The organism is Pseudarthrobacter sp. TE3704 (genome assembly GCF_056279405.1).
Map to the genome: position 1 here is coordinate 525,005 of NZ_JBWCCJ010000004.1, position 25,453 is coordinate 550,457.

General features: G+C 60.6%; 18 protein-coding genes. 9 read left to right on the forward strand and 9 right to left on the reverse strand.

The genetic code is table 11. The features are described 5' to 3' along the window. Nucleotides 1–29: 29 nt before the first annotated feature. Nucleotides 30–320 (forward strand): hypothetical protein, encoded by a 291-nt coding sequence (locus tag ACZ9BC_RS13605; RefSeq protein WP_476246363.1) that lies wholly within the window; start codon nucleotides 30–32, stop codon nucleotides 318–320. Nucleotides 321–442: 122 nt separating this feature from the next. Here the strand turns inward: ACZ9BC_RS13605 and ACZ9BC_RS13610 are convergent, their stop codons facing one another. Beyond that, nucleotides 443–862, reverse strand: coding sequence for a nuclear transport factor 2 family protein (locus ACZ9BC_RS13610; protein WP_476246497.1), 420 nt, complete (start codon nucleotides 860–862; stop codon nucleotides 443–445). Between the two features lie 218 nt (nucleotides 863–1,080). On the opposite strand from ACZ9BC_RS13610, the gene ACZ9BC_RS13615 reads away from it, so the two are divergent. After that, nucleotides 1,081–1,938, forward strand: a complete 858-nt coding sequence (locus tag ACZ9BC_RS13615) for an SGNH/GDSL hydrolase family protein (RefSeq protein WP_476246364.1) — start codon at nucleotides 1,081–1,083, stop codon at nucleotides 1,936–1,938. A gap of 77 nt (nucleotides 1,939–2,015) precedes the next feature. After that, nucleotides 2,016–2,930, forward strand: a complete 915-nt coding sequence (locus ACZ9BC_RS13620; RefSeq protein ID WP_476246365.1) for a TM2 domain-containing protein — start codon at nucleotides 2,016–2,018, stop codon at nucleotides 2,928–2,930. Between the two features lie 412 nt (nucleotides 2,931–3,342). Here ACZ9BC_RS13620 and ACZ9BC_RS13625 read toward each other — a convergent pair whose 3' ends face one another. Genes ACZ9BC_RS13625 through ACZ9BC_RS13635 form a run of 3 tightly spaced genes read right to left on the reverse strand, consistent with a single transcriptional unit; the run spans nucleotide 3,343 to nucleotide 7,204 of the window. Next, the gene (locus ACZ9BC_RS13625; protein ID WP_476246366.1) at nucleotides 3,343–4,854 is read right to left on the reverse strand and encodes a dihydrolipoamide acetyltransferase family protein; all 1,512 of its coding nucleotides are present in this window, start codon (nucleotides 4,852–4,854) and stop codon (nucleotides 3,343–3,345) included. A 2-nt stretch (nucleotides 4,855–4,856) separates the two neighbouring features. After that, a complete protein-coding gene (locus tag ACZ9BC_RS13630) occupies nucleotides 4,857–5,969 on the reverse strand; it encodes an alpha-ketoacid dehydrogenase subunit beta (RefSeq protein WP_476246367.1) in 1,113 nt (370 codons plus the stop codon). After that, nucleotides 5,966–7,204 (reverse strand): thiamine pyrophosphate-dependent dehydrogenase E1 component subunit alpha, encoded by a 1,239-nt coding sequence (locus ACZ9BC_RS13635; protein ID WP_476246368.1) that lies wholly within the window; start codon nucleotides 7,202–7,204, stop codon nucleotides 5,966–5,968. Before ACZ9BC_RS13635 ends, ACZ9BC_RS13630 begins: the two co-directional genes overlap by 4 nt. 296 nt (nucleotides 7,205–7,500) lie before the next feature. Here ACZ9BC_RS13635 and ACZ9BC_RS13640 point away from each other — a divergent pair, with 296 nt between their 5' ends. The 4 genes from ACZ9BC_RS13640 (at nucleotide 7,501) to ACZ9BC_RS13655 (ending at nucleotide 10,958) form a co-directional block, all read left to right on the forward strand. After that, the gene (locus ACZ9BC_RS13640; RefSeq protein WP_476246369.1) at nucleotides 7,501–8,100 is read left to right on the forward strand and encodes a metalloregulator ArsR/SmtB family transcription factor; all 600 of its coding nucleotides are present in this window, start codon (nucleotides 7,501–7,503) and stop codon (nucleotides 8,098–8,100) included. Nucleotides 8,101–8,526: 426 nt separating this feature from the next. Beyond that, nucleotides 8,527–8,748 (forward strand): hypothetical protein, encoded by a 222-nt coding sequence (locus ACZ9BC_RS13645; RefSeq protein ID WP_115526443.1) that lies wholly within the window; start codon nucleotides 8,527–8,529, stop codon nucleotides 8,746–8,748. A gap of 195 nt (nucleotides 8,749–8,943) precedes the next feature. Beyond that, a complete protein-coding gene (locus tag ACZ9BC_RS13650; RefSeq protein WP_079596441.1) occupies nucleotides 8,944–9,408 on the forward strand; it encodes an Lrp/AsnC family transcriptional regulator in 465 nt (154 codons plus the stop codon). A gap of 788 nt (nucleotides 9,409–10,196) precedes the next feature. After that, a complete protein-coding gene (locus tag ACZ9BC_RS13655; protein WP_476246370.1) occupies nucleotides 10,197–10,958 on the forward strand; it encodes an ANTAR domain-containing protein in 762 nt (253 codons plus the stop codon). Nucleotides 10,959–11,249: 291 nt separating this feature from the next. Here ACZ9BC_RS13655 and ACZ9BC_RS13660 read toward each other — a convergent pair whose 3' ends face one another. Continuing rightward, entirely contained in the window at nucleotides 11,250–12,065 is an 816-nt protein-coding gene (locus ACZ9BC_RS13660; RefSeq protein WP_476246371.1) for an MBL fold metallo-hydrolase, read from the reverse strand. Between the two features lie 984 nt (nucleotides 12,066–13,049). Further along, nucleotides 13,050–14,240: a MinD/ParA family ATP-binding protein gene (locus tag ACZ9BC_RS13665; protein WP_476246372.1), complete on the reverse strand. Its 1,191-nt coding sequence runs from the start codon at nucleotides 14,238–14,240 to the stop codon at nucleotides 13,050–13,052. A 2,055-nt stretch (nucleotides 14,241–16,295) separates the two neighbouring features. Between ACZ9BC_RS13665 and ACZ9BC_RS13670 the strand changes: the two genes are divergently transcribed. After that, a complete protein-coding gene (locus ACZ9BC_RS13670) occupies nucleotides 16,296–16,967 on the forward strand; it encodes a YdcF family protein (RefSeq protein ID WP_476246373.1) in 672 nt (223 codons plus the stop codon). 160 nt (nucleotides 16,968–17,127) lie between these two features. On the opposite strand, the gene glmS is transcribed toward ACZ9BC_RS13670, so the two are convergent. The 3 genes from glmS to ACZ9BC_RS13685 all read right to left on the reverse strand — a co-directional run bounded on the left by glmS (nucleotide 17,128) and on the right by ACZ9BC_RS13685 (nucleotide 22,233). Continuing rightward, nucleotides 17,128–19,020 (reverse strand): glutamine--fructose-6-phosphate transaminase (isomerizing), encoded by a 1,893-nt coding sequence (glmS, locus tag ACZ9BC_RS13675; protein WP_476246498.1) that lies wholly within the window; start codon nucleotides 19,018–19,020, stop codon nucleotides 17,128–17,130. Nucleotides 19,021–19,233: 213 nt separating this feature from the next. Beyond that, complete coding sequence (locus ACZ9BC_RS13680; protein ID WP_476246499.1) at nucleotides 19,234–20,526, reverse strand: O-antigen polymerase; 1,293 nt, start codon at nucleotides 20,524–20,526, stop codon at nucleotides 19,234–19,236. 219 nt (nucleotides 20,527–20,745) lie between these two features. After that, on the reverse strand, nucleotides 20,746–22,233 hold the full coding sequence (locus ACZ9BC_RS13685; RefSeq protein WP_476246374.1) for a polysaccharide deacetylase family protein: 1,488 nt from the start codon (nucleotides 22,231–22,233) through the stop codon (nucleotides 20,746–20,748). 1,838 nt (nucleotides 22,234–24,071) lie between these two features. Here ACZ9BC_RS13685 and ACZ9BC_RS13690 point away from each other — a divergent pair. Beyond that, nucleotides 24,072–25,337 (forward strand): hypothetical protein, encoded by a 1,266-nt coding sequence (locus ACZ9BC_RS13690; protein WP_476246375.1) that lies wholly within the window; start codon nucleotides 24,072–24,074, stop codon nucleotides 25,335–25,337. Nucleotides 25,338–25,453 lie beyond the last annotated feature (116 nt).

A 25,453-nucleotide genomic window follows, 5' to 3' on the forward strand; every position in this document is an offset into this window, starting at 1 on the left:
CATCCGGACAAAACGGAAAAGAGGCGACGATGAGCATCGACATCGAAATTGGTAGCAGCCTCAGCAACGAGGACGCTGCGCACTTTGCGGCCAAGACGGAAGTCATCACCACAGCGATGCAGCGGGTACGCGAAGCGCACGCTGCATACAGCTGGGTGTGGACAGACGAGATCCGCTGCCGGGGATGCAACGCCAGCCTCGATATACCTCTCCTCGCCAGCACAAACGCCAACGCGGACAAGGCCTTTCAAGCACACCAGGCCGCCCAGCTGGATGCGCTGTTGGCTGCCGGCGGCCTCAACCCCGCAGGCCAATCGTGAAGGCTCCCTGAAACAGCTAGAGGCGTACGACGGCGGTACGCGCCGCCGTCGTACGCCTCACCTCACGAGCGGGCTGGCTGCGATATCGACCAGGAGTGCGGCCCGCCTTTCAGTGGCCTTCGCTACGAACCGGAGGAAGCCGGCGGCGGGGGCTCGTCTGCAGGCACATCGGACCGCCATGGAGCGCGCCACTCTGCTGCCTCCCACCCGTCCATGATGTAGATCCGCTCGTGCGCAACCCGGTCGTTCCTGAATTCCAGGATGTTGACCGAGAACATCCAGGGGCCTCCGTCGTAGCTGATCAGGTTCTCCACGACCACCAGGTCGGCCCGGTGGCTGATTCTCCGGGTGTGGAATTTGAGCTTTGCCGGGTACTGGCGCCGCCATTCGCGGAAGTTCTCCACGCCCTCGAAACGTTCCCCGGACTGGGGAAACTCCAGCACCGCGTCGTTGTGGTAGATCTCATGGGCGACGTCCTCGTCCTTGCCCGAGTACTCCCAGTGACGCCGCAGGGCCTGCATGAGGTCCGCCTCTTCGAGCATCACGCGCCTCCTTCAACCAGGGACTAATGGTAGCGCCGGGCTCCTTCCCCTGGACAGGGCCCTCCCTCAAAACCAGTGGTAGCGATCACCCCGCCGCTGGCAAAACAGGATGAGCGGTAACGCCGCAGTAACGCCGCTGGAAGTAGTTGTGGGACATCGTTCTCCACGAACGTCAGGGCATCTGCCGTAACCCGGACAGAAAGCGAAGGGACAGAACCATGAGGAAGTTTGCGGGGCGCCTGGCGACCCTGGCCGTTGCTGCCACCGCACTGGTGGCCGGCTCTATAGCCGCGCCAGCAGCCGCACATGAATCCGAAACACTGGACTACGTAGCCTTCGGCGATTCCTACACGTCAGGCATCGGCGCTCCGAATGTCAGCGTCTCCCCGCTCTACCCCGTTAATCCGGCGCCGTGCTATCAGGCATCGCCGAGCTATGTGGACGTGCTGGATGACCGGCCCGACGTGGAACTCGCAGCCAACGCCGCCTGCGCCGGCTGGACCGCCGCGATGGTTCCCATCCAGGTCGATGTCGCGTCGGCCGCCGGCCGGCTGAATGCTGAAACGGATCTGGTCACCATCACCGCCGGCGGCAACGACGTCGGCTTCCAGAGCATTCTCGAAGCCTGCCTGAAGCCCAGCCTGCTGCACGATTGCAAGCAGGCCGTCAAAGCTGGCGAAGCACTTGCTAGGACTGAGGTTCTGGCCGCCCTCACCAATGCCTACGCGGCCATTCGCGCCAAGGCCCCCAACGCGACGATCGTCGCGCTGGGATATCCGTACCAGTTCTCCCCGGAATTCGGCGACCAAACCTACATCACGGACGAGGCCGCCAAGGTCTTCAACAAGGGCACGGACACCTTGAACAAGGTCATCAGGAAGGCGGCCAGGCAGGTCTCCGGGACGGTGTACGTCGACGTCACCGACGAGTTCGACGGGCACGGCATCGGCTCGCCGGCACCCTGGATCCACTTGCCCGGAAGTGACGCCGGCTTCCACCCCACTGAAACCGGCTACGCCAAGGGATACTACCGGGCGGTCGTCCGCGAGGCGGGAAGCCGGGCTTTGCAGCACTGACGTCTGAAGAGAACGCACGACGGCGATGGGCATTTCTGCCCATCGCCGTTCTTCGCCGTCGCCAGTACGTTCAACGGGTGAATGAAAACTCAGCTCCGCCCATCCCCACCGCACCTGCCAGCTTTGGCGGACTGTACCAGGGAGGACAACAGGGCGGATACCAGCCGGACCCCTATGGACACCCTCCTTATGCCACCGCCCCGGGGAAGTCCTTCGTGGTTACCTGGCTCCTCTCCCTCCTGCTGGGCGGCCTTGGTGTGGACCGCTTCTACCTCGGCAAGATCGGCACCGGCATCGCCAAGCTGCTGACCATGGGCGGCTTTGGCATCTGGTCCATCATCGACCTGATCATCATCCTGACCGGGAACATGCGGGACAAGAACGGGTTGCCGCTGGAGGGTTACCCGGAGAACAAGAAGACGGCCTGGATCATCACCGCCGCCGTCTGGCTCGTCGGGGTGGTCGTTGGCATCCTGTACACGGTGATGTCCTTTGCACTGGCCAACAGCGCGTTGGAGGAGCTGCGCAAAACCTCACCGGAGGTCACCCAGGCCGCCGATCCCCAGGTCAGTGAAGCGGCATCACAGCCCTCCATTACCGCCGGTGACGACACTTCCTTCACGGTCACGATCTCCGATGGGAACACTGTGAAGGTGGGCGTCATCGACGCCATCTACACCCAGGAGATTCCCGGGATGTCCTACATGAAGCCGGCAAACGGAGGCTTCCTCGCCATCAATGTTTCCTGGGAGACGCTGACGGGAACCAGCCTGGCCAGCTCCTCAAACTTCGAGGCCTACGACGCCGACGGCAACGAGGGCGTCGGGATCTACCTGGAGGAAGGGCTTGAGGGCCTGCCCACCGAGGAAGTCGCCGCTGGCGATGCACGCCAGGGAGTGGTGGTGTTCGACGTCAAGAAGGGCCCCACCACCATCGTGGTCACCGACGACGTTGGCGATAAGGCAGCCACCTTCACCCTGACCACCCAATAATCGAATAAGCACAGAACCCGCGGCCCCACTGAAGGCCGCGGGTTCTTTGCTTGCGCGCTGCCCCTTGCCGTGCACCTGACGGAGGTAAAGTCAGTCCGCAGATTTCTGTCACACGGGTAATCTGCTGTCCCCGTTGAGTTTCCTCGAATAGAAGTTCATGTGGCGCTGGCGGGTCTCCCGGAGAGGGCCACCAAACCTAAGACCCGCCAGCACTGGTGACCGGTGAGGGTTGGGTTTGAGACCTCTTGGCTTAGGGAGACCTCTCCTCGCTGGCTTCCACCAGTCAACAACGCTGCTCAACCCCGCGCACGAGTAGACGGTACCTGTTCTCCGCCTGTCCTCAGATCCGGGGACCACTTGCCAGTACCTAGGAGCCAGTAAGGCCGTTTAGGTGCCCCTCTGACTTCTGCAGTTACAGTTCAACCAACAGCTTCCGGGGATTTTCTATCGCGTCCGCCACGAAGCGGAGGAAACCGGCTGCGGTGCCTCCGTCGCAGACGCGGTGGTCGAAGGTCAACGTCAGCTCGGTGACCTTGCGGACTGCCAGCTCGCCGTTGACCACCCACGGCTTGTCGATGATCCGACCCACGCCAAGAATGGCCACCTCGGGGTGGTTGATAATCGCCGCCGATCCGTCCACGCCGAACACTCCGTAGTTGTTCAGTGTGAAGGTTCCGCTGCCGAGCTCGGTGGGGGTGGCCTTGCCCTGGCGTGCGACGTCGGTCAGCCGGCGGATCTCCGCGTCCAGTTCGCGGGCACTCAGCTTCTCAGCGCTGCGAACCGAAGGCACAACGAGCCCCCGGTCCGTCTGGGCGGCGATCCCGAGGTTGATCCCGTCGAATCCGATGATCTCCTGCGACCCGTCGTCCGTATTCTCGATGCGCGTGTTCAGCTCCGGGTACTTCTTCAGCCCCGCGGTGACAAAGCGGGCAATGAACGCAAGCAGGCCCGGCACCTCTGCGCCGCCCGTCTTCAGTTCCTTACGTAGCTCCACGAGGGCAGTCGCGTCGACGTCCACCCAGACTGTCGCCTCGGGGATTTCCGAGCGGCTGCGGGCCATGTTGGCGGCTACGGCTTTGCGTACTCCTCGAACCGGTGTGCGGGAGGAGACGGCGAGGCCGGTGCGGGCGTCGGTGCGCTCCGGTGATCGAGCTTGTCGAGATCCAGGAGCCTCTGAGGTCTCGGCAGGCTCAACCACCGGGGCTTCTTTGGTTTCGACAGGCTCAACCGCCGGGTGGATGGCTGCTTCGACGTCCTTGCGCATAATCAGGCCGCCGTCGCCGGAGCCGGGGATGTCGCCGAGGTCGACGCCGTGCTCCCGCGCCATGCGGCGGACCAGCGGCGAGATCACTGCGCCGAGTTTGCCGGGAACGCGGGTGCGCAGGAGGGAGAGGTCGTCCTCTTTGGTTTCGACAGGCTTGGTTTCGACAGGCTCAACCACCGAAGAGGCACGCTCAGCCACCGCGACGGATGACTTGGGTGCCCGGCTGCGGCGGGCTACGCCGTGGCCGCCCGGGGTTCCATAGCCAATCAGGACATTCCCAGACCCTGCCTTCTCTTCTTCCCGGTAGGTCTCGGCCTCTTTGGTTTCAACAGGCTCAACCACCGAGGAGTCAGGCTCAACTACCGGGTCGCCGAGTTCGGTTTCGGTGGGCTTGGTTTCGACAGCCTCACCCACCGAAACAGGCGTCACCGAGATCAGCGGCTTCCCCACGTCCAAGGTCTCCCCCGGCTCCCCGTGCAGCTCGGCCACAATCCCGGCATATGGAGACGGCACCTCAACAGTGGACTTCGCCGTCTCCACCTCGGCAATCGGCTGGTCCACAGTAATGGTGTCCCCCACGGCAACGTGCCAGGACACCAGCTCCGCTTCGGTCAGCCCCTCGCCCAGGTCCGGCAACAAAAACACGCGTGCTTCACTCATGGTCAGTTCTCCCACTGCAGGTCGTCAACGGCGTCGAGGATGCGGTCCACGCCGGGCAGGTAATACTTCTCAAGCTTCGGCGCCGGATACGGGATGTCGAACCCCGTCACGCGGCGGATGGGGGCCGCCAGGTAGTGGAAGCAGCGCTCCTGCACCCGGGCCACGATCTCCGAGGACACGGACGCGAAGCCGTGCGCTTCCGCGATCACCACGGCCCGGCCGGTCTTGCGGACCGACTCACACACCGTCAAGTCGTCGAACGGCACAATGGTGCGCACGTCGATGACCTCCAGCGAGCGCCCCTCCAGCGCGGCGGCCTCGGCGGCGGCGAGCGCCGTGGGGACGGACGGCCCGTACGCGATCAACGTGGCGTCAGTACCGGAACGCGCGACGGCGGCGCGCCCCTCCGAGGACTGCCCCGTCGAAGCAGCAGAAGAGTAAGAGGACCGCAGCTCGGACAGGTCCACCAGATCCTTGGACCAGTACAGCTTCTTGGGCTCCATAAACATCACGGGATCGTCCGAGTCGATGGCCTCGCGGAGCATCCGGTAGCCGTCCGCCACGGTGGCCGGGGTGAACACCTTCAGGCCGGCCGTGTGGGCGTAATAGGACTCGGAGGAGTCGCAGTGGTGCTCCACTCCCCCGATGCCGCCGCCGTAGGGAACCCGGATCACCAGCGGCAGCTTCACCGCCCCCTTAGTACGGTTGTGCATCTTGGCCACGTGGCTGACGATCTGCTCGAACGCCGGGTACGCGAACGCGTCGAACTGCATCTCGATCACCGGGCGCATCCCGTTGATCGCCATACCCACGGCCATGCCCACAATCCCGGACTCAGCCAGCGGAGTGTCAAAGCAGCGCTGTTCGCCGAACGTCGCGGTGAGCCCGTCGGTAATACGGAAGACCCCGCCCAGCATGCCCACGTCCTCGCCGAACACCAGGACGGAGGGATCGGCGTGCATGGCGTCAGCCAGGGCAGTGTTAAGAGCCTTGGCAAGCGTGACCGGCTGCGGCCCGGCGGCTTCCGCCGACGCGGCGGCGGAGGCGGCGGCCCGGGCAGTTGCAGCAGAAACGTTGCCGTTGGCCTCGGACGAGGTGGTGATGGTGGGGCTCACTTGGCGGCCTCCTCGGTAGATGATGCGGCGTCGCGGGCGAGTTCGTCGGCGAGCAGCGCGCACTGTTCCTTCAGCTGGGGCGTGGTCTTGGCGAAGACGTGGCGGAAGAGCTCCTGCGGGTCCACCGGCACGTCCTCGCTGAGGCCGTCACGCAGCTGCGTGGCAACTGCCTCCGCCTTCTCGCGGATCCGCCGCTCGCCGTCGTCGTCCAACAGACCGCGGTCGGTCAGGTAGGTCCGCATCCGGTTCACCGGGTCCTTGGCCCTCCACTCCGCAACTTCAGCGCTCTCCCGGTAGCGCGTGTCGTCGTCGGCGTTGGTGTGGGCCTGCATCCGGTAGGTGTGCGCCTCCACCAGCAGGGGGCCGGAACCTTCCCGGGCCAGTTTCACGGCCCGGTCCAGGACGGCGAGGAGCGCCACGACGTCGTTCCCGTCCACGCGTTCGCCGGCCATGCCGTAGCCCACCGCCTTGTGCGCGAGCGACGGCGCCACGGACTGGTGTGCCAGCGGCACCGAGATGGCGTACTTGTTGTTCTGGACGAAGAAGATCACCGGCAGGTGGAAGACGGCCGCGAAGTTCAGGGCTTCGTGGAAGTCGCCTTCGCTGGTGGCGCCGTCGCCGCACATGGCCAGCACCACGGTGTCCTCGCCGCGGAGCTTGGCCGCGTGGGCAACGCCGACGGCGTGGAGCAGCTGGGTGGTCAGCGGCGTGCACTGGATGCCCACCTTGTGCTCGACGGGGTTGAAGCCGCCGTGCCAGTCGCCGCGGAAGATGGTCATCACCTGGACGGGATCCACGCCGCGCGCCATCACGGCGACGGCGTCGCGGTAGGTGGGGAACATCCAGTCGCCGCCGGACAGGCACAGGGCCGCCGCCACCTGGCAGGCCTCCTGGCCGTGGCTGGACGGGTACACGGCCATGCGGCCCTGCCGGACCAGCGCCGAGTTCTGGTCGTTGACGCGGCGTCCGACGACGAGCTGCTCGTACGCTGCCAGCAGTTCAGCGTCGCCGGGCAAAGGGTATTCGTGGCCGGGTTCGGTACCCTGCTCACCTTCGGGCTTGAGCCGGCCGTCCGGGTCCACCATCTGGATCTGGTGCCGGGCCGGGAGCATGTAGTCCTCCACCGTGATGCCGAACTTCTTGACGGCCTCGGTGAGGGCGTCTTCTGTTGGGGCGTTGCCGGCCGGGCGTGCGCTGGCAGTGTCCGGTGCGGTGTGGTCTGCGGAGATCGTCATTGGTCCATCCTTCGAAAGCCACTATTTACTCCCAGTATTGACCCGGGGAAGGTTTCGTATCCAGCGTCTGCGGGAATCGTGGAGAAGCTGGCTCAATCTGCCTCTACTGGGAGACGAATTGCAAGTGTGACGCAGGTTACCAACGGCGCCGTGGACAAATTGGCGGATGCGGATGCTGGGCTCCCGCCGGTCGAACCCGTCCGCCTACACTAATGCCTGAATTCCTGGACATGATCTCCCGGCGCAGACCGCAGAGCGGAGGATAATGGCGTGCATAGCCCAAGGAAGCGAAGAGCATGAGCAGCCATAACACCGGCTCCGAGAGCCGCACGGCTCGGACGGCTGGACCGGTCCACGGTGACGGCGCCGGACCCGCGATGTCTGCTGCGGCGGAGGTGTTCAAGGCCGTGGCCCATCCGGTCCGGGCACAGATCCTGGAGTTGCTCTCGCATGGAGAGTCCTCCATCCCGGAACTCTGCGAAGGCACGGGAGTGAAGTCCACACACCTAGCCCGGCACCTGACCCAGCTGCGCGGGCAGGACTTGATCCAGCGCGTGTGGTCAGGCGGTCGCCTTGTTTACCGGCTGGCGCACCCGGAAGCCGCCGAGCTGCTCGCCGCTGCCCGGTCCATACTCCAGGGCCGAACGGCGTCCGGCGCCGGCTCCCCGCTTCCCGTGCCGGAGGACCTGCCGGATGCGGCCCTCCTGGACGAGCAGTTCTCCGTCCTGGAGGCATCGCTGGCCTCGCGCTCGGTGATCGCGGACGCCTGCACATCGATCGCTGCGCGGACCGGTTGCACCCCCGACGAAGCGGCCGACCAGCTTCTCCGGACAGCCCGCACCCACGGCGTCACCCTGCTGGAAGCCGCCCGGAACCAACTTAGGAGCGGGCAGTAACAGCGCCACACCTAGCCCCGGTAGGAGTCCTATGCCTGCCCGGTTGCTGAAGAAGTCCGGTGCTGCCAGCCGGCCTCTTCGAGCAAATGTTCACCTCTTTTCAAAGAGCCCTTGACCTCCACCAGCGGGAGGACCACACTCGGATGGTCGCGATTGACCAAAAGGTCAATCGGTCAATGTCCGGAAGATTTCTTCCGTTCATTACAGGCAGAAAACTCCGCATCAGGTGGCAGGGATTTCCCGCGGTTGGGGGGCTCATGGTGCGGCGACGGACGCGGAGGGGACAGTGAGGTCCCCTCCGCATCTGGATCACTCTTCGCGGTCAGCCTTCCCTGCGGCTGGCGGGGACTGGGGACCTGAGTCATCCGTCCCGCGGGCGAAGCGGCATTTCATATACGGGGAATGACAAGAGTGGGGTAACTGTAAATGGGCATCGACAAGTTGTGGGACCGGCTCGAGCCAGAAACGCGGCAGTGGCTGCTGGACAATCCGGGGTGCAGAATCCTCCCCCGGACCATCGCGGCGGAGATCAAAAAAGCCACGGGCGCCGAGTTCGAACAGGACCGGCACGGTGAGAGCATCCTCTCCCCCAGCGACTGCGACTTCATCCGGCGTGCAGCGGAACTCCACGATGCCCAGCGGCGGTAACCTGGCGTCTCCGCTGCCCTCGACGGCGACCCGTTGTTGCCGGCCTTCCTGAAGCCACTATCCACTCACAGTGCCCTGCCACGGGAGGTTCGTATCCTGTGCCTGCGGGATCCGTGGAGAAGCTGCCTGATTCTGCCTATGCTGGAAGACAAATTGTAAGTCTCACCAGAATTGCCGAACAGGGGCCGTGAACAAATGGCAGCCAGGGATGCCGGGACGGAACCCGTACCGTTAGACGACATAGACCGCAGAATCATTTCCGAACTTACCCGGGACGGCAGGATGTCCGTCACCCAGGTGGCGGAGAACGTCCACATCTCCCGGGCGCATGCGTACACCCGGATTGGCCGGCTGACCAGCGAAGGTGTGCTCTCCCGGTTCACCGCGCTGGTGGATCCGATCAAGGCGGGGCTCCGGTCGTCCGCCTACGTGACCCTGAAGCTGCGGCAGGATTCCTGGCGCGAACTCCGTGACCAGCTGGGCGCCATCCCGGAGGTGCACCACATAGCCCTGGTGGGCGGCGACTTCGACGTGATCCTGCTGGTCCGCGCCGTGGACAACATCGACCTGCGGCGGGTCATTTTTGACCAGCTGCAGTCCATGCCCGGAGTACTCGATACGCAGACGTTCTTGGTGTTCGAGGACGTGGACACGCGCTGACCCGATGGAGGGAAGTTCTCCCACCGCAGCGTCAGGGGTCCCCGCCCGGATAATCGAGCACTCCTCAAAAGCAGAGCACGGGGTTCTCCGCCCTGCTCGTGCACCAGTTTTCCAAGGGGAACCGTCATCACTTCTGCGTATAGAACAATAAAGCAGCTCAACCTCGATGAGGCTGGGCAATTCTTCCGCCAGCCACCAGATCACTAAGGTATTTTAACCCCGTCGATTGGAAACCTAGCGGCTATCTGAATTAGCGTTAGCTTCGGTCCCTTAACAATTACTCATCATTTGCGCTAAAGGGACTGGAAAGGCCCCGCGCTAGTCACGTTGCTGTGGGGCCTTTCCTCTGGCTTGGATTGAGTGCACTGCGCGAACTTTTTTAGGTTGGTCTGACTGATGACGGCGCAGGTGCAGCATGGGCCGTGGCCATCGCTGACACGTCAGTGGCGAAAGTGCCCCCGGTGTTTTTGATCGAGTGCCGCTTAGTTGTGCAGTCGGACAGAATTTCCGGTCCATTCCTTTATACAGAGCGTGCCGCGCTGCAGGCGGCAACGCCATCGCATAGCTCTCATCGAAGCCGAGGTGCGCGCCGCCGGAAGGCAATGCCTACCGGCCTTTCGGTAGCGTCCTAGGGGCCTCAGCCTCATGGAGTAAAGCAAGTACTGCCCAGAACCGGCAGGAAAAGTAGAGTACCGGCTACTCGTGTCCGCGCATGTGCACACCCCTAGATTCGAGGAAGGGGCCGCGCTGCTGCGGTGTAGAACTGATCGTCGAGTGGGGGCAGAAGCATGACAGTACATCCGGCAACTGGAAGCAAGCGCACGGAACGCCCCGGGTTCCTGTTGGACCTGATCACTGGAGCGGATACAAACCTTGCGTCGGTGCAGCGGTTGGCTGATGCTGCTGCACTGGCGCTCACCGGATCGGCAGGAACGGGGGTTGACTGCGCCGCCACAATGGTGTGTGCCGGAAGTCCCCCTGTCACTGCTGGCAATACCAGCCCTGCCGTGAACGTAGCCTCCTCCGAGGACCGGTACGGCGATGGTCCCATGGAGCAGGCGACCGCGACGGGAGGACCTGTGGTGGTGACAACGGGCGGCACGGCGCAGCGGTGGCAGGCGTACCGGCGCCGGCTCGCGGGCTCGGGGTATGGAAGGGCGCTGGCTGTTCCGTTGGAGCTTGAAGCGAGAACAAGCTGCACGCTGGTGTTCCTGGGACCGGCCGGGCTCGAGTTCACGCCCGAACTGGTGAACGAGGCCATATGGCTGGCCGGGGTGGCGTCATCGAGCATGAAGCTTGCACTCGAGGTGCGAAGCGTCAGGTCTGCCGGAGACAACCTAAAGACCGTTCTGGAAAGCCGCACGTCCATCGACGTGGCGTGCGGGGTGATCATGGCGCAGAACCGCTGCTCCTACACTGAGGCCTTCAGCAAGCTTGCCGGGGTATCGCGTCAACGTAACCTGAAGGTCCGCAGCGTGGCGGAGAACATTCTGAAGGCGATGGCCGGCGGCTCGCCTGGGACCCGGTTCGAGCCGCCAGTTCTGGCATAGGGGTGCCGTCGCATCCTTACGTTAGCACAGACGGTATAATCCGGTTGTTTGTGGCCCAGCTAGCTGCGTGCCTTGGCGCCGATTAGGTCGGAGGGCAAAGACCCGCCACCCAGTGAGGCCAGCATGCCGTCAAGAGCCACAGCGGATTCGGTGATAGTCATGTCCGGCTCCTCCCGTGCTGCCCGTACTACCTGACAAGCCCGAACCTCCAGGGTCAGGCTCAAGTTGCGAATAATCAACCGAGGGTTGGGTCAAGGATGGACATAGCAAGCGCACGGAAGCGACTACCAGCTAGTGCTCCCGGCGGGTCTCCTGGAGACGCTTGATGAACCAGCGCGACTGTTCCGGTCCGTAAGGCAGCACCGGAATGGCCTTGGTCGCATCACTCGGGGTATCACGGATCGACTGGCGGGCCTGCCGGACAGCGGTGGTCATAGTGTTCGCCATGGTTTTTACGAACTGGTCGCTGCACGGCTTCCCGTGCCCGGGAATCAGGAACTCGTAGCGGTGGCGCAGCGCAGAGATGTGCCGGAGAGCGTCCGCCCACTCCTCGGGATAGGAGTCTTCGAAGGACGGGTGCGCACCCTGCTCCACAAGGTCGCCCACGAACACGGTAGTGGGTGTGCCCACCAGCAGGTCGCCGTCGGTGTGGCCCCGGCCCAGGTGGAACAGGGTAGCGGTCAGCCCTCCGAGATCCACCAAAACAGGTTGGTCCTTCACGATGGCATTGGGCACCACAAGGTCGACGTTCTGACCTTCCCCGGCGGACATCTCCGGTTCCAGCGTCCCGACGAAGCTGCGCTGGAGATCCCCGCGCTCATCAATTTCGGTGGCGCAGTTCTGGTGCCCCCAAAATTCGGTGACGCCGGCTTCCGCGAATACCGCATTGCCGAAGAAGTGGTCGTAATGGGCGTGCGTGTTGACGACGACGAGTGGCAGGTGCGTTTTTTCCCGAACTGCGTCCAGGATTTCCCCGCCCTGCCTGGGACCGCAGCCGGTGTCAATCACCATGGCCCGTTCGGAACCCACGATCAGTCCGGTGTTGAGCAGCGATCCTTCGGTTACCAGCACGTAGTTGTTTGCGCCGACTTCGAGCCATTCCGACATTGTTTCTCCGTACCTCCGGCAAAGCAGTGTGCGTTCATCTAGGCGTCGATTGTACCCGCCAGCTCTTGGAGTTCCGGGAGGCGGAAGCGAGCACAACGCCAGCACGCGACATCCATTGCACGTCACGTAAGCCGAATCTAATGGCTGGCTTTAAGCTGGCCAAGAGGACTTGCGCCCACGTCTTGGCAGGATCAGGGGTGCTTGTGCTGGCTAGATGTAAGCGAGGAGTGTGTCTTTTCGACGACTTCACCTGAAGCTGAAGAAGTCTGCTGCCTTGCCGCCATCGCAGACCCGTTGCTAGAAAGTTAGCGTTAGCTCTGTGACCTTGCGGACGGAGGGCCACCCCCCTTCAATACCCACGGTTATCGATAATCAGGTTCAAGCCGAGAGTAACACTCGGGGTGATTGATTTGATCGTGGCGGACCTGTCTTCGCCAAACACACCGCAAGTGGGCAGTATGAAGGCCTGCTACCCAATTCGGTGGAGTTGCTTTAGCCTGGCGTGCCACGCCGGTCAGCCGAAGGTTCTTAGCATCCACTTCGCCCGCGTTTTGGGGTCCACGCCGGCAGCACCGCCACCAAAGAACGTCCTGACCACACCGGTCAGGCTGTACGACGTCGATCGGACGCATTATTTCCGAGCTCAACCGGGTCGGCGGAGTGTCCGTAAGAAGGTGGCAGAGAACGTGCGCATCTCTCGGCCGCACGCTTATACCCGCGTCGCCGGACGCACCATCGACGTCGTGCCATCCGAATTAGGGCCGGTGTGATCCGATCAAGGCAGGCGCAAGTCCTTCCCTGAAATTGGCCCGTTTAATTGGGCGCGGGGACCATCGCGCCGGTCACGGACAGGGCCATTGCACCCGGTATTTTCCGCCCTTGCGGCTTGGACGGGCGGCGATGCCGGCGCCTACCGTTCATGAATTTTCTGCTGCAAGTTTCAGGGCCAGTGGGAAATCCTGCTGGGTATCGGCTGCCTGTCTTTCACATGTGGTACCCATCCACGATGGCTGCTGCAATTTCCTTGTAGGCACGTCGTGTTTCGGGCCTAAGCACATCCAGGGTCACGAGATCACCGTCTGCAACGCCCCGGTCGTGCGGGACGGCAATAAGCTCACGGCAAATGCCGGCAAGATGTTCCTCGATCGCATCCTTGTCCACACGGGAGGACACTTCGTCCTTGTCCGTGATCACCACGATTGCGTTCCGTGCTAGGTCTTCGTAACCATGGCTCGCCAGCCAAAGCAGGGTGCTACGGGCACGCTTTGCGCCGCTGACAGCGTAGCCGGCCGCAATCACCAAGTTGTCGGCTGACTGCAGAATCCCGCTCATGGCATTGTGAGTGACACCTGTCCCACAATCCGTGAGCGCCACAGAATAGTAACTTGAGACAAGTTTACGAATCCGCAGATATTCCTCCGCCGTCAGGGAGTCCGAAACCTCCGGGTCCTGCTCCCCCGCTATCAGGTGCAAACGACCTGCGTGATGCATGTACCGCGCCAGAGCCGTTAGTGAGTCAATGGTCTCGATGTTTTCGAGCAGGTCAGTGATGGTTCTAGGACTCGCCTGTTGGTAAATGCCTTCCCCCAGAGCACGCTCAACCAAGTCTCCAGAGTCAGGGTTGGCATCAATAGCGCAGGGAGCGTCTCCCCGGAATTCCGCGAGGGTCAAGCCTACGCCGACGGTGGTAGAGGTTTTGCCGATGCCACCTTTAAGACTCAGCACGGCGGTGTTATAGCTTCCCTGCAATTGGCGAGAGATCCGGCGGGCCAATTCGTCCTCCTGGCGCTGCTTCGCACCGGGACCCAGATTCCAAGCTCCGCCTGACAACCTGTATAGGGCACCACGAAACCCTCCGGTGGGTCGCGGCTTTTGTTCTTTCACAAATAGCCCTGGTGAGCTGATGAAGTCCGGCATTCGGCTTTCAGCATTGGTTTCGCTTACCGTGGGACGGGTCCGGCGAAGAACGGGAGTTTCAGCAGGCATGGGAGAGGGAGCCGATGCAACCGCTCCGGCCGGAGCGCCAGAGACCGAGGTAACGGCATCTGAAGGTGCCGGTGGCCTGGCCGGGGCCGCCGGACTCGCAGCATCCGCTGCGGCTGCCGCCTCCGCCCAAGAGGTCCGGCGCGTCTCCGCGTCGGGCTGAGTTGAATGTCCTGGTGTTACAGAAGGCATGGTTCCTGTCCGAGCATCCGTAAAGTCGCGGTCGGCACGACGAAGGTCACGCCTACGCCGTTGCGACTGCCCTGCACCTTCTGCATTGGCGCGTGCGTTCTGATCCGCCGGATCGGGCATGTATGTCCCCCAAGACGTTTCGGCAAACTTTCGTGCTGCACTTGTTCAAACAGTAAGTCTAGGTGTTTGGACAGACAGACCGCTTCATAGACGCACGAGAGCCGCACAAACTACGCCAGCCGTTAAGGCCAAGATGACGGCTAATACCGCGTAACCCTGCCATTTGGGGCGACCCTTATAAGGGTTAATGTCGATGTACGGCATGACTAACGGTTGTCACCTTCTGGAGCGGCAAAACCTTTGACGCGGACGGCGCCGCAGTCAAGCCAGAGCATCTGGTGTAAGACAATAAAGGGAACCACCAGGGCGCCCAACGTCGCACTGAACGCAAACGCGTATTCGGGTATAGCCACACAGCCTCCATCGGTCACAGAGATCCGGAATCAACCTGACCTAATCACGTGACAGATGCAATAACAAGTCGCGCCAATACAGACGCGCAGCCAAGAGAAGCTACGTCCCCAATGCCATGAGTACGACAGCCACCGTAAGGACGGCCAGAGCACTCAGCAGAAAATAGGAAAGTACCCTTATATTCCGCTGCCTCAGCTCCCGCCGCGAGTACCGCGCTCCGTACGTGCCCCCATATCTACCCATGCCGCGATAGTAGAAACACACCCTCAAGGTTTGATCAAGTCACGATGTTTGTTACGAAACGTCACCCCCAAATGGAAGTTCAGCGCGAGCCAGAACCGTCGTACGAGGAGCATTGGATAGCGCAAGGGCCCGCAGAACGTACCGAGCACCAGGTGTAGCTCCCAAGGAGGCAGTGAACAGCGTGACGTAAGGCGAAGGCGAGAACCTCCGGTACCGACTTGGGTTATCGTACCCATCTCCACACCAAGATCCCGTGCCCTATCCATGCCAACGCCGGCCTGACATCTAATGTCAAGGTAAGCTCGCCCAGATGGTCATCGAGAGGGGCTGGACTCTGCGCCGGGCGTCGAAGCGTTTCCAGCACTCGCCCGCCATCGCGAAGAAATCGGCGGAACGTTACGCGGGTCTTTGGTGAGGAGGAAATGAAGGGACATGTCCTCCCGGCCGCGTCGGACCCCGAACCGCGCTAACGCTCGCACTGAACGACGGGTGCTGGCATTTCGTCTCCCTTCCCGCTGGGGCCGCAGATCATTGCAGCCCCCTCCATCTGGCACGCTCGACCGTGGGAAAGGGTCCCGGCCACGTTTCCACAAGCGTCACCCCACGGGCATTGCGGCTGTGTAGGGGGAAGTCGCTTCCTCCCAATTCGCCAAACATGTTTCGGGCTGCGGGGATGAATGTACGTTCATCATCCTTCGCGATCTTGAGGCGCGAGCGCTAAGCCTGCATGAAAGGGGGCACATCCACTGCAAGCTGATTGAGCTTCGTCCACATAACCTGCATAAGTCCTTGACTCCCTGCTGGGACCACGGCCGACCGAACACCGCCCCCAGCCCACCGCTCGACCAGCAGGTGTCCGCCAGCCAAGCGAGTTACAAACACGTCAGCCGCTACCCAAGCTGCACCGTTGCTAAACCCAAACAGGGCTGGCGGCGTCTTCATTTCCTTATCCATAGCAAGACCTAAGCAGGCGTACCGAGGCAAGGCATCAGTACTCGCTACCTGCGTTTTTCAAAAGCGATTACTCGAATGTCCACCTGCCCGGACGTGGCGTCTGCGGAGATGCCGTGTCACCTCATTCGTTGACACGGGATGCACGTTTGCACGCGCTCGAAAGGAACCACAGGCTTCGTCGTGCTGGGTTCGGACAGGAAGCCCCGCCACGGTAGTCCAACTGGCAGCCTGGCGATGTTCCTGTTTGGTTCCTTTTGCCTGCTCCTAATGCGGGGACAGATGACCCCAGCGCTGTGGGGGCCGGCCCACCCTCTGCTCGAGGTAACGCCGCTGGATCGACTGGGCTCGAAGTTGTGAAGCGAGAGAGCATCAAAAGTGAAGTGTTTGAAGATTGCTCAAGCGGTGTATTTTCATAGGTGTCTCTTCAAGACATATCCCCTTTTCACTACCGAAGACAGCGACGATATGGCACAGACCGACCCCAAAGACTATTGTGCCGAGCACTTGAAAGGGTTGCTGCTGCGAACAGCAGGGTGGTTCGCCGGGGGGCTGTTCGCCCTGTCCTCCTTCGGTTTCTTCCTTTACGTCCTCCCGACAACTGAAGGACCTACGCCTTCTGATGTTCTGGTGGTGCTCGCACCATCTCATGACCGCATTCCCTTTGCCGAAGAGCTTATGGACGAGGGTTACGCTCGTACGCTTGTCATATCCGCGCCCGCGAACGCTACAGCAACGCGCCCTGCTTTGTGCACTCAAAAGCGTGAGTACCGGATCATTTGTTTTGCGCCCGACCCCATAACCACCCAAGGCGAAGCTCGCGCTCTTCGAACTCTTTCCGAAGAACACGGATGGGATAGTGCGAACGTGCTAACCGCTCAGACGCATGTCACGAGGGCTCGCGTAATCCTCCGGCGCTGCTACACGGGTGACCTCAGCATGATCGCCATCAAACAGTCCATGCCCGTGCTGTCCCCTGCACGGGATGGCTCGTGGGCTTACCACTTTGCCTATGAAAGCGCCGCTTTCGTGAAAGTGGCCTTAAACCCCAGCTGTTAAACCATTGAGGCAGACCACGCTGAGCCGCTCGCACGTTGCCGCGCTTTCGAAAGCTGAGATCCGATAACAACAAGAGGGCCTTCTAGATCCAAGGCTCTCCGAGAGCACCACACCGCAACAACTGCCGGCCGACCGAATGACCGAAGCGTTGAATGCGCTTCTATTCAACGGTGACGCTTTTGGCGAGGTTGCGGGGCTGGTCCACGTCGTAGCCCTTGGCCGCGGCGAGTTCGGCGGCGAAGATCTGCAGCGGGACGGTGGTCAGCAGCGGCATCAGCAGCGTCGGGGTTTCCGGGACGTAGAAGACGTGCTCGGCGTAGGCCTTCACGGCTTCGTCGCCTTCCTCGGCGATCACCATGGTCCGGGCGCCGCGGGCACGGATTTCCTGGATGTTGCTGATGACCTTGGCGTGCAGCGATTCGCGGCCGCGCGGGGACGGGACAATCACGAACACCGGCTTGCCTTCATCGATCAGGGCGATGGGGCCGTGCTTGAGTTCACCGGCGGCGAAGCCCTCGGCGTGGATGTAGGCGATTTCCTTGAGCTTCAGCGCACCCTCCAGGGCCACCGGGTAGCCGACGTGCCGGCCCAGGAACAGCACGGACGTTTCGTCGGCCATGCTCCGGGCGAGCTCGCGCAGCGGGCCGGCGTTGTCTAGGATGCTCTGGATCTTGGCCGGGATCTTGTTCAGGTCCGCCAGGACGTCCTTTAGCTCACCTTCGAACATGTTGCCGCGCAGCTGTGCCAGGTACATGCCCAGCAGGTACGCCGCCGTGATCTGGGCCAGGAACGCCTTGGTGGAGGCCACCGCGATTTCCGGGCCGGCGTGCGTGTACAGCACCGCGTCGGATTCACGCGGGATGGTGGAGCCGTTGGTGTTGCAGATCGAAATGGTCTTCGCACCCTGTTCCCGGGCGTACCGGACGGCCATCAGCGTGTCCATCGTTTCGCCGGACTGGCTGATCGAAACCACCAGGGTCTTTTCGTCCAGGATCGGGTCGCGGTAGCGGAACTCGTGCGCCAGCTCCACCTCGGTGGGGATCCGGCACCAGTTCTCAATGGCGTACTTCGCCACGGTGCCCGCATAGGCGGCGGTGCCGCAGGCCAGCACGATGATCTTGTTGACCTGCTTGAGGAGCTCCGGGTCGATCCGGATCTCATCCAGGGTCAGTTTCCCGTCCAGGTCCGACCGGCCCAGCAGGGTCTGCGCCACGGCGTCGGGCTGGTCATGGATTTCCTTCTCCATGAATGAGGAGAAGCCGCCCTTTTCCGCCGAGGCCGGGTCCCAGTCCACGTGGTATTCCTTGCCCGCGGCCGGGTTGCCGAAGAAGTCCGTGATGTCCACGGTGTCCGCGGTGATTGTGACGATCTGGTCCTGGCCCAGCTCCACGGCCCGGCGGGTGTAGTCAATAAAGCCGGACACGTCCGAGCCCAGGAAGTTCTCCCCCTCACCCAAACCCACCACCAGCGGTGAGTTCCGGCGGGCGGCAACCACCACGTCGGGCTGGTCCGCGTGGACCGCGAGCAGCGTGAAGGCACCCTCGAGCCGCTGGCAGGCCAGTTCCATGGCCCGGGTCAGGCCGCCGTTGGACGCGTCCCCGCCCAGCTTGTTCCGGAAAATCTCCGCCAAAAGTGCCGCGGCCACCTCGGTGTCCGTCTCGGAGAGGAACTCCACACCCTTTTCGAGCAGCTCAAGCTTCAGCTCGGCAAAGTTTTCGATGATGCCGTTATGGATCACGGCGAGCTTGCCGCCGTCGGCCAGGTGCGGGTGGGCGTTCCGGTCCGTCGGACCACCGTGCGTGGCCCAGCGGGTGTGACCAATCCCGGTCACCGTCTCCGGCAACGGCCTGGCCTCCAGCTCAGCAATCAGGTTGCTCAGCTTCCCCGACTTCTTCCGAGACTCAATCGCGCCCTGCGACACCACAGCCACCCCGGCGGAGTCGTAGCCCCGGTACTCCAAACGGCGCAGCCCCTCAAGGACAACATCCAAAGCACTGTGACCGTCAATTACACCGTCAACAGAACGACCCACATATCCCACGATTCCACACATGGTTACAAACAATACAGGGATTTGTGCATCTTCCACGCCAGTTCGGCGCCAATTCGATCGCGCCTAAAAGGAGTCGATGAATGTGCACCGTGGCACCGAATCTTTGTGAACAACAACTGAGCTTGGGCTGATCATGTGGGCTTCATGAACAGAAATCAAGCCCTGGTTTGGGGCGTTTGTTGCGCAGCCAAGCCTGGGTAGGCGCCTTCGAGCTTAAAGAACCTGGTCGCGTAAACGGCGCAATTCGGGCCTGTGTCGTGGACGACGAAGAAACGAGCGCTTACCCTCATGTTCGAGTCGTTTGGAAAAAAGCAGGACCGCCGGAGCAGCTACCGTAACAACAAGGATGTTTGTGAAGGTCGTTGTTGCCATCCAACCCGAAAAAAGGATGCTAGCGTACCCAAAACCCACGAGAGATGCTGCAACAATTGATCCATTAACCGCTTTTATATACAGCCGTCCGAACACAAAACCAGCCACAGCCAGGAAACTAAGTGTGCCAGCAATGCCAAAATCGAGCATCAGACCACGGAACACCGTGTAAACATTTGATGTGCGTCCGCTAGCGTCAATGATCGCGAACTCTCCATACGCACGTGTAGCGGCTCGGTCTTGTCCAGTCAAATATTCCATACCGGCAATTGTGGCGGTGCCATAACCAAGGTCCCGGCCCATACCAGTACCATAATCTTTGTACCAGGACGAAAATGCGCCGACTGCGCCAACCGTGTAAGAGGCCTGTTTATCCGTTGTAGCTTGAATGACTTCAGGGTCAAGTCTACCCGTGCGCAGTACACCGATCCCAGTGAAAAGAACACCCAATATCACTGCTACGAGGGCAACGCTAACCACAGTTTTAATCCGAACCTTGGGAGCAGAACCGTTCTTTATCACGGTGCAGGCAATAACACCACCAGCTGTTAGTGCGGCCGCTACAAGAAAGCCCAGCCGAGCAGACGTAACGGCAGCATAGGCGAGCGATGTCAGCGCAGGAAGTATCGTCCACCATGTCTGTCTCTTAGACTCAGTGAGCCGTATGAAGGGCGCCACGAGCGCAGCAACGTAGCCGATTCCGAGAAGAAGGAAAACAAGCATGCCGTCACTCTGGCCACCAGAGTAGCGCTCAACAGCCAGGGAGTTGGTCGATTCAGCTAGCCCCTGCAGGGTCAGAACGTCAGCCAAACTAGCTTGGCTGTTACGGAGTGCCATAAGCGCAGCCGTCATGTTCCCGACCGCGCCCACAGCACTAGCCCACTTGATTGTGTTAGGGCGCAGATGCGGCACTTTTCGTGCAAAACTACATGGGCTGGAGGCCCCAGGGCTTCCCGGTACCGGCTGTCCTAGGGTTGCTACGGTGGCCCAAAACAGAAACATACCGCAATACAAGACGATGATGACCGCCGCGTGTGCATCGAAGGTGCTCGTAGGCTGGAGCACAAGCGTCGCAGTCAGAAAAACAGTCCAGTAGACGGGGAACACCCATCTCGGGCCCAAGATTCGATTCATGGAGCTCCCAATCGCGATAGTCAACACTTAATGCTACCCGCTCATCAGGAACAGGAACTTGGTTGACCCCGCTGACCAAGTCCCGAGTGCGCGTTAGTCAGTCGCGACGCGCGTTGAAACTTTCGGCACCCGCTAGTTCGGAACCCTTTTCGTGTTCGTCCATTCTGCTACATCTGATTTGAGAACAGACAAATTTAGAGGGTTTCAAAACGCCCCTGCTTAGCTTGTTGCAAGCCGCGCGGTCACATCGCCTACAGTCATAACTACTACGTCCTTGGTTGCTATGTAATCAATGAGGGCTAGCGTGTCGGCAACAGACCAGTGGGTACCCACTGTTGGGATGGCTACGATGTCATGGAAAGTGAGAATACCCCACCCCTTTTGTGCGGCCACCCTGTCTACCAGCGCCTTGGCCGTAGACAGCGGAATGGTGTTTGACATGGAAAGAGAACGAAGACGCATTCGGTCTGAAGGACGAAGTGTTTCCACGAGCCGGCTAGTGACGGTTCGCCCCGTGGCGAAATACTTTCCGATGATTGCTTGGGAAGCCGGCGTGTAGGAACCTAAGGGGTAAGCCATGTGATCTGCACCGATAAAGTTATTATCAACCAGCCAAGTCTTTAGAAGCTTTATGTCGGCCTCGACTTCAGCATCAGTCATATTTCCGTAACCCTTACCGTGGTGGGCCATCGTGTAAGAGTGACCACCAATTTCCCAACCGTGAACCCTCTCGAGTTCTTTCAGATGCTCAAGTGTCATAAAGCCTGGGACTCCAAGTCGGTCGACAATGGTATATGCGGTTGCACCCCAGCCATATCTATCCAGAGCCGTTTTGAGGTGCGTGAACTGCGATACATAGGAGTCGTCGCATGTGATGGATATCACTCCCTTAGGGAACAGGGGCAATTCAGCGGATAACCCGATACCACCCAGATGTGCGGTGACAGCCTTTCCAGCGCTAGCGCGAATCCGGAATTGCAACTGAACAATAGTCGATCGCGACGGTGCACCAACTACGTAAGCATCAGCGAAGCCAAGTACAACCTGCGCCCATTCGCCTTCGCGAAATACTTGTTGTGCAACACCGCCGCCGTCTGCGATGGTCCAATTATAATGATTCGCTAGAGACGCGTCGCCTGCATAAAGATTCATTTCCGTCAGGTTCGCCGCGCCATCGACTTTTATCCAGATTACAAATTGCTTGCTCGTTGCATCAATTGTAAGCTTCGGACTTCTCATTATCGCGGGGGAATTTCGAGTATCGCTGATAAGTTTCGTAGATTGAGCGCCTAATGCGTAGTCTGTGGAATCGTCCGCGGAGAACGACGCTGCCCCATGGTAGCTGTACCAGCCGTGTCCAGGGGCGAAGGTAGTAATCATTTTTGACAGCAGCGGCTTACGAGGTTTTGCGGAAGTAGGAGCCAATCCGCCGGGGGCATATGTAGCCGAAAGGTTCGGGAGCTGGTTTGAAGGAATTTTGGCGTTGTCGTCTAATGTCGCAACTCCGGTCGGCATTCCCTTCTCGGTGACTGGTACATAAGCCGTCGGCTGGCTTACATCGCCTGGGGCAGCGTTGGCGGTTCCTGAACTAAAGGTTGTTGCTGCAGAAATGCTTGTAACTAAAGTTCCGAGCGCAAGAAGCCGGCGGCGTTTAACAACTGCGGCGTTTTTGATGTCAAGTTCCCGCTGGTTACTTTCAGGAGTCATGGCCGCAACCCCCGAAATCCGGTCGGGAAGTATTTGTCAGATTGCTGTACACGGTCCGCATCGGTGCCTCTCAAAGTCCTGGCTTGTTGCTCAAAAAGCTAATTGGATGACTTTGTGAGAACCACAGTGGCGACTACGCGTCTTCAGTGCGATCAGGTACTTGGAAAAGCAGGCGAGTACTTTGAGGATTATTTATCTACTGGAGATTCCTAGGCTTTGATAAGAAGCGTTGAGCGCGCAGCCAACGAGGTGGCCGGAACCCCGCCGTCTAGTGCGTGACAACGGCACCACGCCCAGTCGTCACTAGTGTGCAGTTCGGACGGTACCTGGCCTGTCCTTGGGAAGCATCCGGGCTACAAAGTCCGAAGGACTTTCGAACCTAAAGCTTCAGAAGCACAACCCATCGAAGTTCGTAGATCTACTAAACGGCCTCAGTAACTTGCCCAGTGTTGGCGGACCCCGCGGTGGACGCCTCGGCCCCTCACTAGCAGCTCGGGCCCTACCGGGACCGGCGAACGCAGAGACGAGACTCCTATGAATACCACTGCACTAAGCTCCCTCAGCATGCGAATATCGCCAAAATCTCGCTGCACGCAGCATCCATAGCAAGTTTGTAAGGTTTGCAAACTCGCTGTGAACGAATGCTGCCGTCTTGTTGCATTTACGGAGGATTCCTATATGTCGCGCATCACGTAACACTCGATTGCAGCACAGGGCATTGGATGCCTACCGTTCCGCCCAAATGGATGTTGGGCGCTGAGTTAGCCGTCTAGCGCCTCGAGTGCTAAAGGCTTTGGAAGTCTTGACACCATTTAGGACGCGCATGTCGACCGATGACGGTGAAAACTGGCGGCAGACCTTCGTTCTGCCCTGCGCTATCGTTGGTTGTTGAATTCGCGGATCCTTGGCCTTGCCTCGTGTTCGCCCCTTGGCACGTGCGGCAAACTCCAACAAACTGATGTGCACAATCCAGAGGACTGTCATCGTCCCCCGAAGGCAATGAGATCTTCATTCCGGCTGTGTCCCTTTCCTGGAGCCACAATCATCAATTTTTTGGAGTCCCGGCGCCAACGCGGCCTGCCGTAACAAACTCGCAGGTCACCCTATCCAGCACCCCCCGCCATAATAGTGCAATGCTCTGTCAGTGCTAGCGCAAACCGAACAGGACGGGTAGGTGGGCCATCTTTCACTCGATTTGCGGTTGATACGAACATGTCGATTTGATCTTTTCGTCGGAGCTGATGGCCAAGACTTCCAAGTCGGCTTTCGTCGTGCGGCTCACTCGGCACTGCCTTAGATTGTCGAGCCCAGCGCCCGAGCCGGGAGTAACGTTCGCTACCGCTAGTTCGGCCGATGCTACGGAGCCGCTTCCTTGAACGTACCGAACCTGTGCAGCGTGTAGCGAAACTTCCCCTGTACCCATGGCCTCATTGTGTCCAAGAGTTTCAAGCCCCGAAAGGAGGACAATCGGACGTCAAGATTCTTCTCGCAAGCGGCTTAGCAATATCAATTCGGAAGGTCAGTGGGGGGCTGGTGGAGATCTGCAAACCGCCCTGGAGGTCCCTAGGGCTGCATCCGGTGTCCCCCATTCGCCGACGCTCCAACCTCATCTTCCTGCTCAATTGGACAATCCTGGCTTCTTACCGATTCACAGGCGAGTAGCTCCACTTAGCATGAGTACTGGTGGTGATCTAAAACAAGTAGCTGCCACGGTGGCTGCGCAGTTCCCAGCCAAATAGCTTCTGCATATGGCAAAAGAAATTGGTACTGATAACCAGCCGGCATCGCCAGATCATCTCGGCGTACAGCGCCGAGGGCTTCTCCGGTTAGGAACACTGATGACCGCGCTAACTGGTGCCTCAGCAGTGTCAGCCATGCGTGCCGACGGCGCCCAAGCTGCCACCGGCGAGCTCAACGCGTATATACCACTTGCTGAAAAGGCCGCGCCGTCGGGCGTCGCAACCTTGGACGCGAATGGGAAGATTCCCCCCGCACAGCTTCCTGACATTTCCGCGGACTATGCCCGGCGCACCCTGATCTCAACACCTAAGCCTTTCGCAGCCCCAACCAAGACCACATCTCCAGCCACCATTGGCGTGATCGGTGTGGACGAAGCAACAGGTGTGCTTTATGGGCGAAATGCCTCGTGGGGAATTCTTTCCCAGTCAGATGACGGAGGAGTGAGCTGGGTTAATAGGTCCAGCCCTGCCGGTGTTACACCGCTCAGTATCCTGAAAGCAGTGACATTCAGGGGCTACGTCTATGCGCTGTATCAGGACACAGCCTCGGGAATATCCGGTATCTACCGCACACAACAGAAAGCAAAGGGGACTCCCTTTGGTGCGTGGAGCACTCCGGTCAAGACCCTTATCCCGGGAACGTCCGGGATGAGGACGGCATTCAACGCGGGCTCTCAATATCTATTCTTGGGAGAGTACGAGGCGGACGGGGTTGACATCGCTGCCGCTGGTGGGCCGTTGATCCACCGTTCATCCGATGGTCTAACGTGGGAAACCGTATGGGGTCCGGATCGGTCCGTGAAGCATGTCCATGGTGTGAAGGAGGACCCCTATAATCCTGGCCATATCTACGTAACACTCGGCGACAACGACGCAAGCGCCGGACTTATCCGTTCCACAAAGCATGGCGCGCCCGGCACTTGGGAGACGGTGCTTGCCGGGGGCACAAACGAATGGCAGAGCGTTCAGATCAGTTTCTCCCCGCGCTGGGTGTGGCTCGCATCTGACAGGTTCGGGTTCTCCGTGGCCGTCGTGGACCGGAACACCAAAAAGGCTTACTCTGCGTCTTCGAACTGGCACCGAAACATCGCCGTGCCAGGAGGGGCAGCCGGGGACAGGTTTTTTGAGCTTGGCTACTACGGGGCAGTGGATCCCGAAACTGAAATTTTTTACCTTAACGTCTCGGACACCTCCACTGCCGGTACGCACTTCGCGAATTTCTACCTTCCGGGCATTGGCCAGGCACTACAGGTACTTGACTTTGGCAAGGACCACTACATGTCCAACGGTGAGGTGTTCATCGCCAACGGAAAGGTTTACATCGGCAACGCCATCTTCCCGAAATTGGCTGCACTGGCACCCTAGGCGTAGTTCCCGCCGATTAGGAACAGCCTCAGAGAAGTAGCACGGGCAGCCTCCGGCGGTGAGGGTGAACACACCCGTCTCAAGGTCACGGGGCTCGTCCACTCACCCATGCTCAA

Coding starts and splice junctions, on each gene's coding strand:
- ACZ9BC_RS13605 (WP_476246363.1), top strand. CDS start 30: ATGAGCATCGACATCGAAATTGGTAGCAGCCTCAGCAACGAGGACGCT.
- ACZ9BC_RS13610 (WP_476246497.1), bottom strand. CDS start 862: ATGCTCGAAGAGGCGGACCTCATGCAGGCCCTGCGGCGTCACTGGGAG.
- ACZ9BC_RS13615 (WP_476246364.1), top strand. CDS start 1,081: ATGAGGAAGTTTGCGGGGCGCCTGGCGACCCTGGCCGTTGCTGCCACC.
- ACZ9BC_RS13625 (WP_476246366.1), bottom strand. CDS start 4,854: ATGAGTGAAGCACGCGTGTTTTTGTTGCCGGACCTGGGCGAGGGGCTG.
- ACZ9BC_RS13635 (WP_476246368.1), bottom strand. CDS start 7,204: ATGACGATCTCCGCAGACCACACCGCACCGGACACTGCCAGCGCACGC.
- ACZ9BC_RS13640 (WP_476246369.1), top strand. CDS start 7,501: ATGAGCAGCCATAACACCGGCTCCGAGAGCCGCACGGCTCGGACGGCT.
- ACZ9BC_RS13645 (WP_115526443.1), top strand. CDS start 8,527: ATGGGCATCGACAAGTTGTGGGACCGGCTCGAGCCAGAAACGCGGCAG.
- ACZ9BC_RS13650 (WP_079596441.1), top strand. CDS start 8,944: ATGGCAGCCAGGGATGCCGGGACGGAACCCGTACCGTTAGACGACATA.
- ACZ9BC_RS13655 (WP_476246370.1), top strand. CDS start 10,197: ATGACAGTACATCCGGCAACTGGAAGCAAGCGCACGGAACGCCCCGGG.
- ACZ9BC_RS13660 (WP_476246371.1), bottom strand. CDS start 12,065: ATGTCGGAATGGCTCGAAGTCGGCGCAAACAACTACGTGCTGGTAACC.
- ACZ9BC_RS13665 (WP_476246372.1), bottom strand. CDS start 14,240: ATGCCTTCTGTAACACCAGGACATTCAACTCAGCCCGACGCGGAGACG.
- glmS (WP_476246498.1), bottom strand. CDS start 19,020: ATGTGTGGAATCGTGGGATATGTGGGTCGTTCTGTTGACGGTGTAATT.
- ACZ9BC_RS13680 (WP_476246499.1), bottom strand. CDS start 20,526: ATGAATCGAATCTTGGGCCCGAGATGGGTGTTCCCCGTCTACTGGACT.
- ACZ9BC_RS13685 (WP_476246374.1), bottom strand. CDS start 22,233: ATGACTCCTGAAAGTAACCAGCGGGAACTTGACATCAAAAACGCCGCA.
- ACZ9BC_RS13690 (WP_476246375.1), top strand. CDS start 24,072: ATGACCGCGCTAACTGGTGCCTCAGCAGTGTCAGCCATGCGTGCCGAC.